The organism is Serratia sp. CY81684, from assembly GCF_052166595.1.
GTDB lineage: Bacteria > Pseudomonadota > Gammaproteobacteria > Enterobacterales > Enterobacteriaceae > Serratia > Serratia nematodiphila.
Genome location: NZ_JBJNOO010000005.1, coordinates 206,868 through 224,410, shown reverse-complemented (window position 1 = coordinate 224,410; position 17,543 = coordinate 206,868). Strand labels below are relative to the sequence as shown.

At 60.7% G+C, this 17,543-nt stretch carries 16 protein-coding genes; 8 read left to right on the top strand and 8 right to left on the bottom strand.

Features of this window, described 5'->3' with window-relative positions; genetic code table 11:
* Positions 1–2: 2 nt before the first annotated feature.
* From radA to ACJ8QF_RS19015, 3 genes are all read left to right on the top strand, one after another.
* A complete protein-coding gene (radA, locus tag ACJ8QF_RS19025; protein WP_015376595.1) occupies positions 3–1,388 on the top strand; it encodes a DNA repair protein RadA in 1,386 nt (461 codons plus the stop codon).
* 58 nt (positions 1,389–1,446) lie between these two features.
* The gene (nadR, locus tag ACJ8QF_RS19020; protein WP_015376596.1) at positions 1,447–2,721 is read left to right on the top strand and encodes a multifunctional transcriptional regulator/nicotinamide-nucleotide adenylyltransferase/ribosylnicotinamide kinase NadR; all 1,275 of its coding nucleotides are present in this window, start codon (positions 1,447–1,449) and stop codon (positions 2,719–2,721) included.
* Positions 2,722–2,854: 133 nt separating this feature from the next.
* Positions 2,855–4,288, top strand: a complete 1,434-nt coding sequence (locus ACJ8QF_RS19015; protein WP_442537759.1) for a glycosyltransferase family 39 protein — start codon at positions 2,855–2,857, stop codon at positions 4,286–4,288.
* Positions 4,289–4,319: 31 nt separating this feature from the next.
* On the opposite strand, the gene ACJ8QF_RS19010 is transcribed toward ACJ8QF_RS19015, so the two are convergent.
* Positions 4,320–5,321 carry a zinc-binding alcohol dehydrogenase family protein gene (locus ACJ8QF_RS19010; protein WP_442537758.1) on the bottom strand — a complete coding sequence of 334 codons (1,002 nt, stop codon included), beginning with the start codon at positions 5,319–5,321 and terminating at the stop codon, positions 4,320–4,322.
* 97 nt (positions 5,322–5,418) lie between these two features.
* Between ACJ8QF_RS19010 and ACJ8QF_RS19005 the strand changes: the two genes are divergently transcribed.
* Positions 5,419–6,330, top strand: a complete 912-nt coding sequence (locus tag ACJ8QF_RS19005) for a LysR family transcriptional regulator (protein ID WP_004933035.1) — start codon at positions 5,419–5,421, stop codon at positions 6,328–6,330.
* Positions 6,331–6,359: 29 nt separating this feature from the next.
* Here ACJ8QF_RS19005 and ettA read toward each other — a convergent pair whose 3' ends face one another.
* The 4 genes from ettA to ACJ8QF_RS18985 form a co-directional block, all read right to left on the bottom strand.
* The gene (gene ettA / locus ACJ8QF_RS19000) at positions 6,360–8,027 is read right to left on the bottom strand and encodes an energy-dependent translational throttle protein EttA (RefSeq protein WP_004933032.1); all 1,668 of its coding nucleotides are present in this window, start codon (positions 8,025–8,027) and stop codon (positions 6,360–6,362) included.
* 142 nt (positions 8,028–8,169) lie between these two features.
* Positions 8,170–8,667, bottom strand: coding sequence for an OmpA family protein (locus tag ACJ8QF_RS18995; RefSeq protein ID WP_015376601.1), 498 nt, complete (start codon positions 8,665–8,667; stop codon positions 8,170–8,172).
* A gap of 38 nt (positions 8,668–8,705) precedes the next feature.
* On the bottom strand, positions 8,706–9,953 hold the full coding sequence (locus ACJ8QF_RS18990) for a diguanylate cyclase domain-containing protein (RefSeq protein WP_004933026.1): 1,248 nt from the start codon (positions 9,951–9,953) through the stop codon (positions 8,706–8,708).
* Positions 9,950–10,555, bottom strand: coding sequence for a YfiR family protein (locus tag ACJ8QF_RS18985; RefSeq protein WP_015376603.1), 606 nt, complete (start codon positions 10,553–10,555; stop codon positions 9,950–9,952). Before ACJ8QF_RS18985 ends, ACJ8QF_RS18990 begins: the two co-directional genes overlap by 4 nt.
* 638 nt (positions 10,556–11,193) lie before the next feature.
* Between ACJ8QF_RS18985 and sltY the strand changes: the two genes are divergently transcribed.
* On the top strand, positions 11,194–13,122 hold the full coding sequence (sltY, locus tag ACJ8QF_RS18980; RefSeq protein WP_004933020.1) for a murein transglycosylase: 1,929 nt from the start codon (positions 11,194–11,196) through the stop codon (positions 13,120–13,122).
* Positions 13,123–13,176: 54 nt separating this feature from the next.
* Positions 13,177–13,506: a trp operon repressor gene (gene trpR, locus ACJ8QF_RS18975; RefSeq protein WP_004933017.1), complete on the top strand. Its 330-nt coding sequence runs from the start codon at positions 13,177–13,179 to the stop codon at positions 13,504–13,506.
* An 11-nt stretch (positions 13,507–13,517) separates the two neighbouring features.
* Here trpR and yjjX read toward each other — a convergent pair whose 3' ends face one another.
* Positions 13,518–14,036, bottom strand: a complete 519-nt coding sequence (yjjX, locus tag ACJ8QF_RS18970; RefSeq protein ID WP_004933015.1) for an inosine/xanthosine triphosphatase — start codon at positions 14,034–14,036, stop codon at positions 13,518–13,520.
* A gap of 101 nt (positions 14,037–14,137) precedes the next feature.
* On the opposite strand from yjjX, the gene gpmB reads away from it, so the two are divergent.
* Positions 14,138–14,785, top strand: a complete 648-nt coding sequence (gene gpmB, locus ACJ8QF_RS18965) for a 2,3-diphosphoglycerate-dependent phosphoglycerate mutase GpmB (protein WP_004933012.1) — start codon at positions 14,138–14,140, stop codon at positions 14,783–14,785.
* On the opposite strand, the gene robA is transcribed toward gpmB, so the two are convergent.
* Positions 14,782–15,651 (bottom strand): MDR efflux pump AcrAB transcriptional activator RobA, encoded by an 870-nt coding sequence (robA, locus tag ACJ8QF_RS18960; protein ID WP_015376605.1) that lies wholly within the window; start codon positions 15,649–15,651, stop codon positions 14,782–14,784. The genes gpmB and robA overlap by 4 nt on opposite strands.
* Positions 15,652–15,993: 342 nt before the next feature.
* Between robA and creA the strand changes: the two genes are divergently transcribed.
* Positions 15,994–16,473, top strand: a complete 480-nt coding sequence (creA, locus tag ACJ8QF_RS18955; protein ID WP_004933005.1) for a protein CreA — start codon at positions 15,994–15,996, stop codon at positions 16,471–16,473.
* A 51-nt stretch (positions 16,474–16,524) separates the two neighbouring features.
* Here creA and arcA read toward each other — a convergent pair whose 3' ends face one another.
* The gene (gene arcA / locus ACJ8QF_RS18950; protein ID WP_004933003.1) at positions 16,525–17,241 is read right to left on the bottom strand and encodes a two-component system response regulator ArcA; all 717 of its coding nucleotides are present in this window, start codon (positions 17,239–17,241) and stop codon (positions 16,525–16,527) included.
* Positions 17,242–17,543: the final 302 nt, after the last annotated feature.

Below are 17,543 nucleotides of genomic sequence, written 5' to 3'. Positions count from 1 at the left end.
ACGTGGCAAAAGCGGCAAAACGGGCATTTGTGTGCAATGAGTGCGGGGCGGACTATCCGCGTTGGCAGGGGCAGTGCAGCGCCTGTCATGCCTGGAACACCATCACGGAAGTGCGTTTGGCCGCGTCGCCCGCAGCGGCGCGCAACGATCGCCTCAGCGGCTATGCCGGCGACGCCGGCGTCAGCAAGGTGCAGAAGCTGTCGGAAATCAGCCTGGAGGCGCTGCCGCGCTTCACCACCGGCTTTCTCGAGTTCGACCGCGTGCTGGGCGGCGGCGTGGTGCCCGGCAGCGCGATTCTGATCGGCGGCAACCCCGGCGCCGGCAAGAGCACCCTGTTGCTGCAGGTGCTGTGCAAGCTGTCTGAACAGATGAAAACCCTGTACGTCACCGGTGAGGAGTCGCTGCAGCAGGTGGCGATGCGCGCTCACCGTCTGGGGCTGCCGACCGGCGGCCTGAACATGCTGTCGGAAACCAGCATCGAGCAGATCTGTCTGATCGCTGAGCAGGAACAGCCGAAGCTGATGGTGATCGACTCGATTCAGGTGATGCACATGGCGGACATTCAGTCTTCGCCGGGCAGCGTGGCGCAGGTGCGGGAAACCGCCGCCTACCTGACGCGCTTCGCCAAGACGCGCGGCGTGGCGATCGTGATGGTCGGCCACGTCACCAAAGACGGCTCGCTGGCCGGGCCAAAAGTGCTGGAACACTGTATCGACTGTTCGGTGCTGCTGGACGGCGACGCCGATTCCCGCTTCCGTACCCTGCGCAGCCACAAGAACCGCTTCGGCGCGGTCAACGAGCTGGGGGTGTTCGCCATGACCGAACAGGGGCTGCGCGAAGTCAGCAACCCTTCGGCGATCTTCCTCAGCCGCGGCGATGAAGTCACCTCCGGCAGCTCGGTGATGGTGGTGTGGGAAGGCACCAGGCCGCTGCTGGTGGAGATCCAGGCGCTGGTGGATCACTCGATGATGTCCAACCCGCGCCGCGTGGCGGTGGGCCTGGAGCAGAACCGGTTGGCGATCCTGCTGGCGGTGCTGCACCGGCACGGCGGGCTGCAGATGTCGGATCAGGACGTGTTCGTCAACGTGGTCGGCGGGGTGAAAGTCAGTGAGACCAGCGCCGATCTGGCGTTGCTGATGTCGCTGGTCTCGAGCCTGCGCGATCGGCCTCTGCCGAACGATCTGGTGGTGTTCGGCGAAGTGGGGCTGGCGGGGGAAATTCGCCCGGTGCCGAGCGGCCAGGAGCGGATCGCCGAAGCGGCCAAGCACGGCTTCAAGCGCGCCATCGTGCCGCACGGCAATATGCCGAAGAAGCCGCCGGCCAACATGCAGGTGTTCGGGGTCAAGAAGCTGGCGGACGCGCTGGACGTGCTGGAAGAGTTTTATTAATGTCGCCGACGGCGAGCAAGATATGCTATTTTGTTTAGCATACTAAACGGAGGTGGCCATGCCGCAATTTGATTACCTGAAGACGTCCATCAAGCAAAAAGGCTGCACGTTGCAGCAGGTGGCGGATGCCAGCGGCATGACCAAGGGCTATCTGAGCCAGCTGTTGAACGACAAGATCAAAAGCCCGAGCGCGCAAAAGCTCGAAGCGTTGCACCGTTTTCTCGGGCTGGAGTTCCCGCGTAAAGAGGTTAAAGTCGGCGTGGTGTTTGGTAAATTTTACCCGCTGCACACCGGCCATATCTACCTGATCCAGCGCGCCTGCAGCCAGGTGGATGAGCTGCACGTCATTTTGTGCCACGACGAGCCGCGCGACCGCGAACTGTTCGAGAACAGTTCGATGTCGCAACAGCCGACGGTCAGCGATCGCCTGCGCTGGCTGCTGCAGACCTTCAAGTACCAGAAAAACATCCATATCCACTCGTTCGACGAGCAGGGCATCGAGCCCTACCCGCACGGCTGGAACGTGTGGAGCGACGGCATGAAGGCCTTTATGGAACAGAAAGGCATCGTGCCGAGCTTTATCTATTCCAGCGAAGCGCAGGATGCGCCGCGTTACCGCGAGCATCTGGGCATCGAAACCATTCTGGTCGACCCCGAGCGTTCGTTCATGAACATCAGCGGCAATCAGATCCGCCAGGATCCGTTCCGCTACTGGGATTACATCCCGACCGAGGTGAAGCCGTTCTTCGTGCGCACCGTGGCGATCCTCGGCGGCGAGTCGAGCGGCAAATCGACGCTGGTCAACAAGCTGGCCAACATCTTCAACACCACCAGCGCCTGGGAATATGGCCGCGATTACGTGTTCTCGCACCTGGGCGGCGACGAGATGGCGCTGCAGTACTCCGACTACGACAAAATTGCCCTCGGGCAGGCGCAATACGTGGATTTCGCGGTCAAGTACGCCAACAAGGTGGCATTTATCGATACCGATTTCGTCACCACCCAGGCGTTTTGCAAAAAGTATGAGGGGCGTGAACACCCCTTCGTGCAGGCGCTGATCGACGAATACCGTTTCGATCTGGTGATCCTGCTGGAAAACAACACGCCGTGGGTGGCGGACGGCCTGCGCAGCCTGGGCAGTACCGCCGATCGGCTGGCGTTCCAGCGCCTGCTGGAGGAGATGCTGCGCGCCAACAATATCGAGTATGTGCACGTTGAGTCCAGCGATTACGAAGAGCGCTTCCTGCGCTGCGTCGAGCTGGTGCAACAGCTGCTGGCGGCGGACGCTGGCCGGTTGGCGAACGCGCCCGCCCAGCATCACGCCGCAGGCTGAGCAAAATTAGCGTAATGTGCGATCGCGCGGCAGAAACGGCCGCCCTGGCGCACATTTAACGGCTTGTTTAAACATGGTTCATTCGACAGCGACTACGTTAAGCTTTTCTTTACAATAACGCTTAGAAGAAGACATGTCTTATCGCTTGCTCGCTCTTTGGTTGGTCTGCTATGCCGCAGCCTGGACGCTGCTGACTGTTCATCTCGATCCTACCCTGCCTTACGACGCCGTCGAGGCGCTCAACTGGGGCCTCAACGGCGAATGGGGCTCACCGAAAAACCCGTGGTTGGTCGGGGCGGCGATGCAGCCGGCGATCGGGTTCTCGTGGCTGCCGCTGAACCTGTACTGGTATGGCGGGCACTTCATCGCCATCGCCATCGGCATGTTGGGCGTCTGGCTGTTGGCGCGCCGGCTGAGCGGCAGCACCTCGCTGGCCTGGATGGCGCTATTGACGCTCAACCTGTCCGGCATCATCAATTTCGACATCATTCCCTACAACGACAATTACCTGTTGGTGATGCTGTGGCCGTGGATGGCGCTGTTTTTCCACCTGGCTATATCGCGTTCGGCCAACTGGTGGCCGGCCTTCGCGCTGACGGCCGGTTTGGCGATGATGGCGAAGTACTCGACCTTCGCCTTCGTCTATTTCGCCGCGCTGTCGACGCTGTTCGTACCGCAGATCCGCCGCTGTTATCGCCAGCCGCAGTTCTATCTGGCGGTGGCGATCTGGTTGGCGCTGGTGTTGCCGAACGTGTTCTGGTTGTGGAACCACGATTTCGCCGCCTTCAAGTGGGTGGATTCGCAGATCAAGATGCAGCTCAATCTCGACATGCTGCAGTCGCTGCTGCTGGTGTTCTATCCGTCGCTGGTGCTGTGGGCGATCCTGCGGCGCAGCGGGGCGGTGCTGGCCTGGCCATCGGCGTTGCCGATGCGGGTGTTGCTGTGGGTCTACCTGTTGCCGCTCGGCATCATTACCTTCTGGTTCTCTTTCAACGTCGGCGGCCGGCTGACCGAGTGGCTGCAGCCGTTCTTCATGCTGGCGCCTGCGCTGTTGGTCGGTTGCGTGCGCCAGCCGCCGGTGCGTTCGCTGCGCGCGGCGACCATTGGTCTGATGTGCGCGGCGCTGGCGGTCTATCTGGGGTATGCCGCGGTGATGCTGGGCAACGTGCGCAACGCCGGCCAGAAAATGGTGGGTATCAAGGCGTTCAGCGCCGAGGTGGAGCGGCAGTGGCAGGAGCGGTATGGCGTTGAACTGCGCTACGTCGGCGGCGAATACCTGTCGCAGTGGATGACGGTGTACGCCGGTTCCCGGCCGCGAACCATTACGCGTTGGTCCAATCATACGCGGCCGAATATCTACAACGTCAACATCAGCTATCCGCAGATTGCGCAGCACGGTGTCGCCCTGTTCGGGCGGTTGGGTGAGGACTGCACGCGCAGCGACTTCGGCGGCGAGTTGGCCCACTGGCCGAAGATGCGCCTCGATTGGCAGCAGACGCTGACGTTCCGCGCCGATCCGCATAGCGACGAGCAGACGCTGTGCGTCGGCTTCGTTCGTCCGCAGTAACGGCGGCGCGCTGCGCCGCCGCGATTCAGGCTCAGTAAGCGATAACCAGCTTGCCTTGCATATGGCCGCCGAGCAGCTGTTGATGCGCGGCGGTCAGCGTGTCTACCGACAGCCCGTGCAGGGTTTCGCTCAGTGTGGTGCTCAGCTTGCCCTCGTCCAGCAGCTGCGCCACCTGCTGCAGGATCTTGCCCTGCTGCGCGATGTCCGGGGTGGTGAACATGCTGCGGGTGAACATGAATTCCCAGTGCAGCGCGGCGCTTTTCAGCTTCAGCGCGTTTTGATCCAACGGCTGCGCGTTCTCGACGATGGTGCAGATATGGCCGAGCGGCGCGATCAGTTCGGCCATCGCCGGCCAGTGGCCGTCGGTATCGTTCAGACACAGGATGTAATCCACCTGCTCGATGCCCTGCTGCGCCAGGTTGCCCTTCAGATCGCGGTAGTCCACCACCAGATCGGCGCCGCGCTCACGGCACCAGGCGGCGGATTCCGGTCTTGATGCGGTGGCGATCACTTTCACCTTGCTGCGCAGCGCGGCCAGCGGAATGGCCAGCGAGCCGACCCCGCCGGCGCCGCCGATGATCAGCAGCGTCTTGTGCTCCGGCGCGTCCTGAATGTTCAGGTGTTCGAACAGCGCCTCCCAGGCGGTGAGGGCGGTGAGCGGCATGGCGGCGGATTCGGCCCAGGTCAGGCTGCGTGGCTTATGCGCGGCGATGCGTGAGTCGATCAGTTGGTGGCTGCTGTTGCTGCCGGGGCGGGTGATGTCGCCGGCGTACCACACTTCATCGCCGGGCTTGAAGCCGCTGACGCCGTTGCCCACGTCTACTACGACGCCGCTGGCGTCCCAGCCGAGAATGCGCGGCTGCTGCAGGCCGTTTTTCTGCAGACCGGCGTGCACTTTGGTGTCCACCGGGTTGACCGACGCCGCTTTCACTTCCACCAGCAGATCGTACTGGCCGGGCACTGGCATCTCCGGTGAGATTTCGATGAAATCGCCGGGGTTCTGCGGGTCTACGGCAATGGCTTTTATCGACATGATTGTACTCCTTTCAAATGATGCCCCCAGTGTAGACCCGCGACAGTGGGGTGATAAGATGGACAATATCTAACGGAGTGTTCGTTTAAGGTGAACAATGGAATTCAAACAACTGCAGGACATGGCGTTGTTCGCGCTGGTGGCGGAGTGCGGCAGCTTTACCGCCGCCGCGCAGCGCGTTGGGTTGCCGAAATCCAGCGTCAGCCAGCGTATCAGCCAGCTCGAGCAGACGCTGGGGCTACGGCTGCTCAATCGCACCACGCGCCAGCTGAACCTGACCTTCGCCGGTGAGCGTTATCTGGAACATTGTCAGGTCATGATGTCTGCTGCCGAACGTGCCGATCTGGCATTGCAGCGGCTGCGCGATAACCCGAGCGGCCGCCTGCGCATCTCGACGCCCGCCGGGCTGGGCGCGACCCTGGTGGCGCGGCTGGCAGCGGATTTTCAGCGCCAGTACCCGGACGTTTCGCTGGAGGTGTCGGTGTCCGACGCGATGGTGGATCTGGTGCAGGAAGGTTTCGACGCCGCGCTGCGCACCGGCAAGCCACAGGACTCTTCGCTGATCGGTCGCCGTCTCGGGTATGCGCCGCGCTATCTGTTGGCCGCACCGTCCTATTTGGCGCAGCACCCGCCGATCGAACATCCGCAGCAACTGCAGCAGCATCGCTGCATCGCCCACCGCGCCTGGACGGCCTGGAACCTGCGCTGCGGCGATGACTACTACCGTTGGCAGCTGCCGCTGGCGCACACCACCGACAACCTGCTGTATGCGCGCGAATGCGCCATCGCCGGCGCGGGGATCACGCTGCTGCCGGCGTTTCTCAGCCGCGAGGTGGTGGCGCAGAAACTGTTGGTGGAGGTGCTGCCGGCGTGGCGCGCAGAAGGGAATGAGCTATATCTGGTCTACCCGAGCCGCAAGCTGAATTCCGCGGCGTTGGCCTGCTTCATCGATGTGGTGCTGCAGCATCCGGCGTTCGACGACTACGCGCGCGAGCTGACGCGGGAGTAAAAAAGGCGCCGCATGCGGCGCCTTTCGTTTTACTTGGCGATCTTCTTGTACTTGATGCGGTGCGGCTCGAGCGCGTCGGCGCCCAGCGTACGCTTCTTGTACTCTTCGTACTCGGTGAAGTTGCCTTCGAAGAATTCCACCTTGCCTTCGTCCTGGTAGTCCAGGATGTGGGTGGCGATACGGTCGAGGAACCAACGGTCGTGCGAGATCACCATGGCGCAGCCAGGGAATTCCAGCAGGGCGTTTTCCAGCGCGCGCAGGGTTTCGATATCCAGGTCGTTGGTCGGTTCATCGAGCAGCAGTACGTTGCCGCCAACCTGCAGCAGCTTGGCCAGATGCAGACGGCCACGCTCACCGCCGGACAGCTCGCCCACGCGTTTGCCCTGATCGACGCCCTTGAAGTTGAAGCGGCCGACATAGGCGCGGCTTGGCATCTCGGTGTTGCCGATGCGCATGATGTCCTGCCCGCCGGAGACTTCTTCCCACACGGTTTTCGAACCGTCCATGTTGTCGCGGAACTGATCGACGGACGCCAGCTTGACGGTGTCGCCCAGCACGATGCTGCCGGAATCAGGCTGCTCCTGACCGGACATCATGCGGAACAGCGTGGATTTACCTGCGCCGTTCGGGCCGATGATGCCGACGATCGCCCCTTTTGGCACCGAGAACGACAGGTCGTCGATCAACAGGCGGTCGCCATAGGACTTACGCAGGTTGCTGACTTCGACCACTTTATCGCCTAGGCGTGCGCCAGGCGGAATGAACAGTTCGTTGGTTTCGTTACGTTTCTGGTATTCGGTGTTGTTCAGCTCTTCAAAGCGGGCCAGGCGGGCCTTGCCTTTGGACTGACGGCCTTTGGCGCCCTGACGCACCCACTCCAGCTCTTTCTCGATCGACTTGCGACGAGCGGCTTCGGCGGAAGCTTCCTGCGCCAGACGCGCGTCTTTCTGCTCCAGCCAGGAGGAGTAGTTGCCTTCCCATGGAATGCCTTCACCGCGGTCAAGTTCGAGGATCCAGCCGGCCACGTTATCCAGGAAGTAACGGTCGTGGGTGATCGCTACCACGGTGCCTTCGAAGTCGTGCAGGAAGCGTTCCAGCCAGGCCACGGACTCGGCGTCCAGGTGGTTGGTCGGTTCGTCCAGCAGCAGCATGTCCGGCTTTTCCAGCAGCAGGCGGCACAGCGCCACGCGGCGGCGTTCACCGCCGGACAGGTGAGCGATTTTGGCGTCCCAGTCCGGCAGGCGCAGCGCATCGGCGGCGCGTTCCAGCTGGGTGTTGAGGTTGTGACCGTCGTGCGCCTGAATGATCTCTTCCAGGCGACCCTGTTCGGCGGCCAGCTTGTCGAAGTCTGCGCCTTCTTCCGCGTACAGCGCGTACACTTCGTCCAGGCGCTTCAGCGCGCCGACCACTTCCGCCAGCGCTTCTTCCACCGACTCACGCACGGTGTGTTCGAGGTTAAGCTGCGGCTCCTGCGGCAGGTAACCGATCTTGATGCCCGGCTGCGGGCGCGCTTCCCCTTCGATATCGGTATCGATGCCGGCCATGATGCGCAGCAGGGTGGACTTACCGGCGCCGTTCAGGCCCAGCACGCCGATTTTGGCCCCAGGGAAGAAGCTCAGGGAGATGTTTTTCAAAATATGACGCTTCGGCGGTACCACCTTGCCGACGCGGTGCATGGTATAGACGTATTGAGCCACGTTGCTCTAAGCCTCTCTATATCAGTATTTATAGGATGTCTGGCGGCATGAGTGTAGCCCGTTTCGATCTCGGATCCCAGACATCGCTCAGCGATCGCTAAGTATAACCGTTTATGCGCCGATAAAGGCGCATATTGGTGGCTTATGGCGTGACGACGATCGCGACGCGGCGGTTTTCCGCACGGCCGCTGGAGGTGCGGTTATCGGCAACGGGATCGCGCTTGCCCATGCCGCGGGTTTCGATATTGGCGCGTGGAATGCCGACGCTGGCCAGCAGATCGGCCACCGCATCGGCGCGGCGCAGGGAGAGCTGATCGTTATAGCTGTCTTCACCGTAGTTGTCGGTATGGCCGTCCAGGCGGAATTTGGTGATGCCGACGCTCAGCAGCGCACGGCCCATCTTCTGTACCGTCTCGGTGCTTTCCGGGTTCAGTTTGCCGATGTTGTTGCCGAACAGCACCTTATCCGACAGGCCGAACTCCCAGCCGTTATCGGTCAGTTTGAAGCCCTGCGATTGCAACAGCGCGACCTGCTCGGGTGTCAGGCCCTGCGGTTTGCTCTGGCAGCCGGCGAGCGCCAGCAGAGCGACGAACATCATCGTCAGCAGTGAAAAACGGCCTTTAAAAAGTTGCTGTATCATAGTCAAAATCCCTAGTTCAAGTGTTATAGCCGGGGCTCTTATTTATGTATAGCCAGCCGCCAGCCTCCGTTATAACGATGCTTTGCCTGATACATCGCATCGTCAGCTTCGTGCAAAAGACCCTGAGGCGTCGATGCGTGATCAGGGTACAGCGCAATACCGATACTCAGAGAGGTGATGACCGCCTCGTCGTTCGGCAGAATGACCGGTTGCGTCATGCAGTCGATGATGTTGTCAGCGATCTGCAAGACATCTTCCGTGCTGTGTACCGGCGCCAGCAGCACGGCGAATTCATCCCCTCCCAGGCGGGCGACCAGATCGGTCTCGCGCAGCTGCGCGCGAATGCGCCCGGCAATGGTGGTCAGCACCGCATCGCCTGCGGCGTGGCCGTAACTGTCGTTCACCTCCTTGAAGCGATCGCCGTCGATAAACAGCACCGCCAATTTCGCCGGCGGTTCGATATCGCCCAGCGCGCGGCTCAGCCGCCCTTCGAAGAAGGCGCGGTTCGGCAAGCCGGTCAGGCTGTCGTGCGTCGCCCGGTGAGCCAGCGAGTCGTTCTCCTGCTTCAGATGGGCCTGCCAGGCCTCCAGCTCGTCGAGCAAGCCGTTGAAATCGTTGCTGAGCTCATGCAGCTCGGCGATAGGCGCCGACGGCACCCGCAGGCCGAAGGTGCGATCGCGGCGCACCGCATGCGCCACGTTGGCGATGTCGTCCAGCGAACTGACGATGCCGACCAGCATGCGGCGCGACAGTACCAGGGCGCACAGGGTGCTGAGCACCAGGCAGGCGATCATGCCGACCATGCCGCGCAACAGGAAACGCAGCAGGCTGCCGCCGTTGCCGCTCAGCCAGACCTGGCCGACCTGCTTGCCCTCGTGGGTGATAGGCAGAATGACCGGTTCGGGCAGCGCCCAGTGCGCGACGATCTGCTCCAGGCCGTGCAGCGGCCCATCGGTAGGATGGCGCCAGTTGGCCAGCATCTTGCCGTTGTTGTCGAGGATCCGCGCGTCTGATACCTCTTCGTTGGAGGATATCAGCATCAGCGCCTCGCGCGCGGCGGTGCGGTCTTCAAACACCACGGCGGCCTCGACGGTATAGCTGATGGAGCGCGCGATCAGGTGCAGGTTGTGATTGGCATAGGCGCGCAGCGCAAACAGCGCCACCAGCGTCAAAAAGATGCCGGCGGTGCCGACGGCGATCAGCGCCAGCCCAAGATGCACCCGCTGCAGCACTCGGCCCAGCGTCGGGCGCGCATTACCGGAGCGGTTTTTACGCAACAGCCTCATAGCGGCGGCGCCTGTTTGCGTGCCAGCTGCAACACGTTGGGGTGAACGCGCACGCCGCTGCGCGCCAGAGCGTCCAGGTTGACTTTGAAACTGGCCTGGTCCCCATCAATCTGCAGGCAAAATGCGCTGCCGGCGGAGCATTCGCTATCGTTCTCGCTGATGCTGAGAATGGAGTTGCCGGAAATGCGCTGCATGAAATTTTGTCTCTGCGCGGCGGTGATGTTCCCTAAGTAGATGACATCACAGCCGGTACTCAGCGTTGGGCTATCGAACGGCACGCGCTCGGCTTTAATCGGACGCGGTGCGCTCAGCAGGATCGGATCGAACAGCCCTTCGGCATACTGGGTGGGTGCGGTCACGCACAAGCGGATCGGATTGGGTTCACGCGACCAGCGTGCGTAGCTGATGATGCCTACCACTACGGTCGTCACGGCGTGCGTGCGCTTTTGATAGGGATCAGCGGCGGCGTGCGCAGGCTCGGACAACGTCAGCAGCACCAACAAAACGATCAGCAGCAGGCGGCCGATATTCAGACGTGCGTCAAGGAAGCCCGGTTCGGGGCTTTTTGCGCAACGCATCGCTATCGCGGTCTTATTCACCATCTTCACCCGCCATTCCGGCCTGATCCACTGCCCGCAGGCCGTGGCCTGACAAGGAAAAATCCGGCCCGCTTGAAGGGACAATCGTTTTGCTGAAAGCTGTCAGTCGCACTGCCTAATGAACACTATCTAACCCATAATTGGCGCGGATTGTATTATAAGATGTCTTCGTTGGGCGCTTTATGTGCTGTTTTCTCGGAATTATCTTACTTATTTTTGATAGTATAAAAATGCCCACCCGGGTTTGCCACCGCTTTTCTGCAAAGTTGGTGCGTTTAGCCCGCTGTCAGGCGATTTGCGCAACGGTGGCGCCATATAACAAATCAAATAATGTGATGACTAATAATTAAAAGGTATTTTACTTCTCCAATAAGCGCCGGGGCAGCTAATAAAAATCCGGTGGCTGGAAATATCCCGCCGGCCTGATTTGTCAGCCAAAGTAAACGTTTTTACCTGGCCCGCGTCATGGCGATACACTTCTTCTTCTACAGTATTGAATGGATAAGCGATTGCGCTGTCTATGGTAGATATCCGCGTCCGGGCCGTGCGCCCGGCTTTATTTTGTCCCGCGGCGCCGTGGTGCGGCGGTCACCGGGGAGCTGGGCGGCTCCTGCGGTATAACCAGTGAGGAAAGAGCGAGGATGGTCAAGGTGGACAAGCGACGGCTGTTGGCAATGGGCCTGTGTCTGACGGCGTTTTCAGGCGCGGCGCTGGCGGATTCTCTGGATGCGCAACGTCAGCGTTACCAGCAGATCAAACAGGCGTGGGATGGCAATCAGATGGACGTGGTGGCGCAGCTGATGCCGACGCTGCGCGATTACCCGCTTTATCCTTACCTGGAATACCGCGAGCTGACACAGGATCTGAGCCAGGCGGGGTTCTCCGAGGTGAACGACTTTATCAAACGCCACCCGACGCTGCCGCCGGCGAAATCACTGGTGCCGCGCTTCGTCAATGAGCTGGCGCGGCGTGAAGACTGGCGCACCCTGTTGGCCTTCAGCGCGCAGCCGCCCAAACCGGTGGCGGCGCGCTGCAACTATTACTACGCCAAATGGGCCACCGGCGATCAGCAGGCGGCCTGGAGCGGCGCTGACGAGCTGTGGCTGAACGGCAAAACGCTGCCGGGCGCCTGCGATCGGCTGTTCAGCGTCTGGCGCGGCGCAGGCAAGCAGACCCCGCTGGATATTCTGGCGCGCATGAAGCTGGCGCTGAAAGAGGGCAACAGCTCGCTGGTCAGCAACCTCTACAGCCAGCTGCCGGCCGATTATCAGACCATGGGCAACGCCCTGGTGCGCTTGCAAAACGATCCGACCACCGTGGAAGCCTTCGCCCGCAGCGTGGGGCCGACCGACTTTACCCGCGCCGCCACCGGCATCGCCTTTGAACGCCTGGCGCGGCAGGATGTGGAAAACGCGCGGGCGATGATCCCGACGCTCGCGCGGCTGCAGAAAATGAGCGACGACGAGCGGCTGGGGCTGGAAGAGGCGGTGGCCTGGCGCCTGATGGGCAGCGACGCCACCTACGAGCAGGCGCAATGGCGCGATCGGGTGATCCTGCGCAGCCGTTCGCCTTCGCTGCTGGAGCGCCGGGTGCGCATGGCGCTGGGCAACGGCGATCGGCAGGGCGTCGCGACCTGGCTGGCCCGCCTGCCGGAAGCGTCGCGCAACAAGGATGAGTGGCGCTACTGGCGCGCCAGTCAGCTGATGGACGAAGGCAAACGCGCCGAAGGCGAGGAGATGTTGCGTAACCTGATGACCGAACGCGGCTTTTATCCGATGGTGGCGGCGCAGAAGCTGAACGCTACTTATCCGGTGATGGTGGCGGTGGCGGCCAAGCCGCGTACGTCGCTGGTCGACGGGCCGGAAGTCGCTCGGGTGCGCGAGCTGATGTACTGGAATATGGACAACCTGGCCCGCAGCGAGTGGGGCTCTTACGTCGCCAGCCGCAGCCGGCCTGAACAAGAGGCGCTGGCGCGCTACGCCTTTGAGCAAAAATGGGCCGATCTGAGCGTGCAGGCGACCATCGTCGGCAAGCTGTGGGATCATCTGGAGGAGCGCTTCCCGGTCGCCTGGCCGCAGGAGTTCCGCCGTGCCACCGATGACAAGGGGATCACCACCAGCTACGCGATGGCGATCGCGCGTCAGGAGAGCGCCTGGAATCCGAAAGCGCAGTCTCCGGTTGGCGCTACCGGCCTGATGCAGGTGATGCCGCGCACCGCGCAGCATACGGTGCAGATGTTCAATATTCCCGGTTACGTCGGCCCGAGCCAGCTGTTCGATCCACAGACCAACATCACCATCGGCACCAGCTATCTGGAGTCGGTCTATCAGCAATTCGGCCGCAACCGCATCCTGTCGAGCGCCGCTTATAACGCCGGCCCGTCGCGGGTGAACACCTGGCTGGGCAACAGCGCGGGGCGTATCGATCCGGTGGCGTTCATCGAAAGCATTCCGTTCTCGGAAACTCGCGGCTACGTCAAGAATGTGTTGGCCTATGATGCGTTTTACCGCTATCTGACGCACCGGCCGGCCAAGGTGCTGACCGACGCCGAGTGGCAGAGACGTTATTGATTTTGACGGCCCTATGGTATGCTGCTGTACTAGTTAAATAGTATGGTGGCTGCCATGACGCAATTATCGTTAAACGACCCCGCTCTTTCAGAACAAGGCAATGAGGATTGGCTGCGCTTCGTCGCGCTGCTGCAGAATTCGTTTGCGCAAGAACTGCATCAACCGCTGCTGCAGCTGATGCTGACGCCGGACGAGCGCACCGCGCTGGGCACCCGGGTGCGGATCATTCAGGAACTGATGCGCGGCGAGATGAGCCAGCGCGAGCTGAAAAATGAACTGGGCGCGGGGATCGCCACCATCACCCGCGGATCGAACAGCCTGAAAGCGGCTTCACCCGAGCTGAAACAGTGGCTTGAGCAGCAACTGTTGCACGACGCGCCCTAGCGGGCTCGGTGCTATTGCTGGTAGATGGCGTTGTGAAACGGCACCAGCGCCAGCAGCAGCGCCTGGTGGTAAACGCTGGTGCGGCTCAGCCGGCCGTCGGTGAAGACGCCGATGGCGCCGCCCTGGCGCTTCACCTCGGCATTGCCGGTGATCGCCGCCATTTCGCTGCCCAATTCGCGACCGGCGCGAATACCTTGTAAGATGACCTCCGGCAGCATCAGGCTCGCCGAGCGGGATTCACCGCGGATGTGCGGGTTCTCTATGGTCATCCAGGCGAAGGTCATATTCTCTTCAATCCCGGCTTCCACGCCCACCCAAAAATCGGCCTCGGGCCTGACCTGGCGCGCTTCCATCACGCGTTGACGCGAGCCGGTGCGGGTTTCGTGATTGCCTATTGGCTGCAGCGAGACACCGCTGGCGACGTCAACGGATTCAATGCGGTATTGGCCTGCGCCAAAGACATCATCGAAGGCCAGTTGAATAGCCTTGATCTTTGCCGGGTTGGTAGTTGCAGCGACAACATGGTACATAACGGGTTTGATATCCTTCTGGCCGATACGCCGGGCAGCGGCAAAAGCGCCACCGGGCCGGGGATAAATGCAAATTTCACGCAGTATAACGGAAAACAAAAATGTTACAGGTATACCTCGTTCGCCATGGCGAAACGGAATGGAACGCGGCTCGCCGCATCCAGGGTCAGTCCGACAGCCCGTTAACCGCCATGGGTGAACACCAGGCCCGTCTGGTCGCCAGGCGCGTCAGCAAAGAAGGCATTACGCACATCATTACCAGCGATCTGGGGCGCACGCGCCGCACCGCACAGATCATCGCCGACGCCTGTGGCTGCGAAGTGATTAGCGATCCGCGTTTGCGTGAGCTGCACATGGGGGTTCTGGAAGAACGCCTGATCGACAGTTTGACGCCGCAGGAAGAGCAGTGGCGCAAACAGATGGTCGATGGTACTCCTGACGGCCGAATCCCTCAAGGCGAATCCATGGAGGAGCTGGGCGAGCGCATGCGCGCCGCGCTGGAGAGTTGCCTGATGCTGCCTGAAGGCAGCAAGCCGCTGCTCGTCAGTCATGGTATCGCGTTGGGGTGTTTGATCAGTACGGTGCTGGGGCTGCCGGCCTATGCGGAACGCCGCCTGCGCTTGCGCAACTGCTCACTGTCGCGCGTCGATCACCAGCAGAGCCCGTGGCTGGCTTCCGGCTGGATCGTGGAAACGGCGGGCGATGTCACGCATCTGGACATGCCCGCGTTGGACGAACTGCAGCGTTAACGCCGAATCGGGATCAGGTAATCGCACTTGATCTCGATAGGTGCCTGATGCGGACGGCGCTCGCCTTTCGGATAGAAGCGCTCGATGTCGTGCCCTTTGCGGCGCGTCAGCTGGAGCGCCGGCAGGCAGGTGCCGTAGACCGTCAGAATAAAGTCTTGCAGTCCCTCGGTGGGCCCTTCGTAGCTGAACATCGCAAACTCACCGCCCGGCAACACCAGCGGCTGGCCTTCCTGTACCTTGTCAGGCACCTGATCCGGCTCCAGCGCCGTGGTGTACAGCACTTCCTGTTCGTCGTCCTTCTCCTGGCTCGGTCGCGAGTGGTGCAGCCCGTACAGCACCGGCGGCAGGGTTTCGACGTCACCGAGGAACTGACGCCAGAACTGTGAGCGCAGTTCGGTGCGCACGGTGGTGATCTGTTCCAGCGTACAGGAGTAGCTTTGGGTCAAGCCGACCAGCTGCTTGTCCGGCAACGAGACGAACTCCGGCTGCGGCAAGGTGAAGGCTCCCAGACGGATCGGCGGACAGATGCCGAATGCATTCCAGTCTTCGGCGCGGCGGTACAGCGCCGGCGTTTGCGCAAACTGTTTTTTGAAGGCGCGGGTGAAGGTCTGCTGCGAGTCGAAGCGATATTGCAGGGCGATATCCAAAATCGGCCGGCTGGTCAAACGCAGCGCGACGGCGGCTTTGGACAGCCTCCTTGCCCGGATGTAAGCACCGATGGCGTTACCGGTAATATCTTTGAACATCCGTTGCAGATGCCATTTGGAGTAGCCTGCCTTGGCCGCCACGTTATCCAGCGACAAGGGTTGGTCCAAATGGCTTTCCAGCCAGCTAAGCAGATCACGAATGATACCGGCTTGATCCATAGATCTTCCTCGTAAAGCTTGGGGGTAGGAACCCGAACTGTTGATTCGTCACGCTGGTGCTGCGCTATCAGACCGATCCATGAGCCATTATGCGTTGCACTCTTTGCCTCTGCTGCGCATGCCGCGCCAGAGTTGGATTGGGGTACACCGTAGTGGGCGCAAAGAAATAACGACGCCGCATCATAGCAATTTTTTTACTCCGCGACTCTCAAAGATTTTTGTCACGCTCTGTGCTAAAACGGACGGTGCGGACCCGTAAAAAACCGATTCCGTGAGCTTAGACATAAATAATGGCGACCGCCGAACCTATTTTTGCGGCAAGGTTATACCGGAGTTAAGTAAATGAAAAAAAGCTGGATATTTTTATTCGGTTTGGTTTGCGCAACCGTTGGCAGCGCGCAGGCGGAGCAGGTGGGCTCCGTTGATACGGTGTTTAAATTGTTGGGGCCGGACCACAAAATCGTGGTGGAAGCGTTCGACGATCCGGATGTTAAAAATGTAACTTGTTATATCAGCCGCGCCAAAACCGGCGGCATCAAAGGCGGCCTGGGGCTGGCGGAAGACACCGCCGACGCGGCCATTTCCTGCCAGCAGGTGGGGCCTATCGAGCTGAGCGACAAGATCAAAAACGGCAAGGCGGAAGGCGATGTGGTGTTCCAGAAACGCACCTCGCTGGTGTTCAAGAAGTTGCAGGTGGTGCGCTTCTATGACGCCAAGCGCAATTCGTTGATTTACCTGAGCTACTCCGACAAGGTGATCGACGGTTCGCCGAAGAACGCGTTGAGCGCGGTGCCGATCATGCCATGGGCTGAGACGAAATAAAAAAACGGGGTTCAGCATGCTGAACCCCGTTTTCATGACGGCAGACCGGAATTACTCTTCCAGATCGCCGCAGAAGCGGTAGCCTTCGCCGTGAATGGTGGCGATGATTTCCGGCGTATCCGGCGTCGATTCGAAGTGTTTGCGAATGCGACGGATGGTGACGTCCACGGTGCGGTCATGCGGCTTCAGCTCGCGGCCGGTCATTTTCTTCAGCAGTTCGCCGCGCGACTGGATCTTGCCCGGGTTTTCGCAGAAGTGCAGCATGGCGCGGAATTCGCTGCGCGGCAGCTTGTACTGTTCGCCGGCCGGGCTGATCAAAGAGCGGCTGTTGATGTCCAGCTCCCACCCGTTGAACTTGTAGCTCTCGACCAGACGGCGCTCTTCGCCGAGGCTGCCCAGGTTCATGGTGCGCGACAGCAGGTTGCGCGCGCGGATGGTCAGCTCACGCGGGTTGAACGGCTTGGTGATGTAATCGTCGGCGCCGATTTCCAGGCCGAGGATTTTGTCCACTTCGTTATCGCGACCGGTCAGGAACATCAAGGCGACGCTGGCCTGTTCACGCAGTTCGCGCGCCAACAGCAGGCCGTTTTTGCCTGGCAGGTTGATGTCCATGATGACCAGATTGATATCATTTTCAGACAGGATATTGTGCATTTCTGCACCATCATTGGCTTCATGAACAATGTAGCCTTCCGCCTCGAAAATGCTCTTCAGGGTGTTACGAGTGACTAACTCGTCTTCGACAATCAGAATGTGCGGGGTCTGCATATTTGCTACCTAAAATTGCCAACAAAATAGAAAATCGGAAGTACAGAAGTCTTTGTTTTCTTAGAGGAGGGCAGAGATAGCGCCACGTTCCCTCTCAGCAAATGACTAAAGTACGTAAACTCGTTCTTGATGCACTTTCCATCTCATGTCAACAAGATCGCTAGCCTGGTGGGGATGCTGTTCCCTACAACCCCTTGGGTGCCGAAACGGCGCATATCCTAACCCCATTAACAGCAATATAACAGCGCGTGCCGAATTCATCACCCAACAAAACTACGCTTTGTTGACATATATCAAATTCA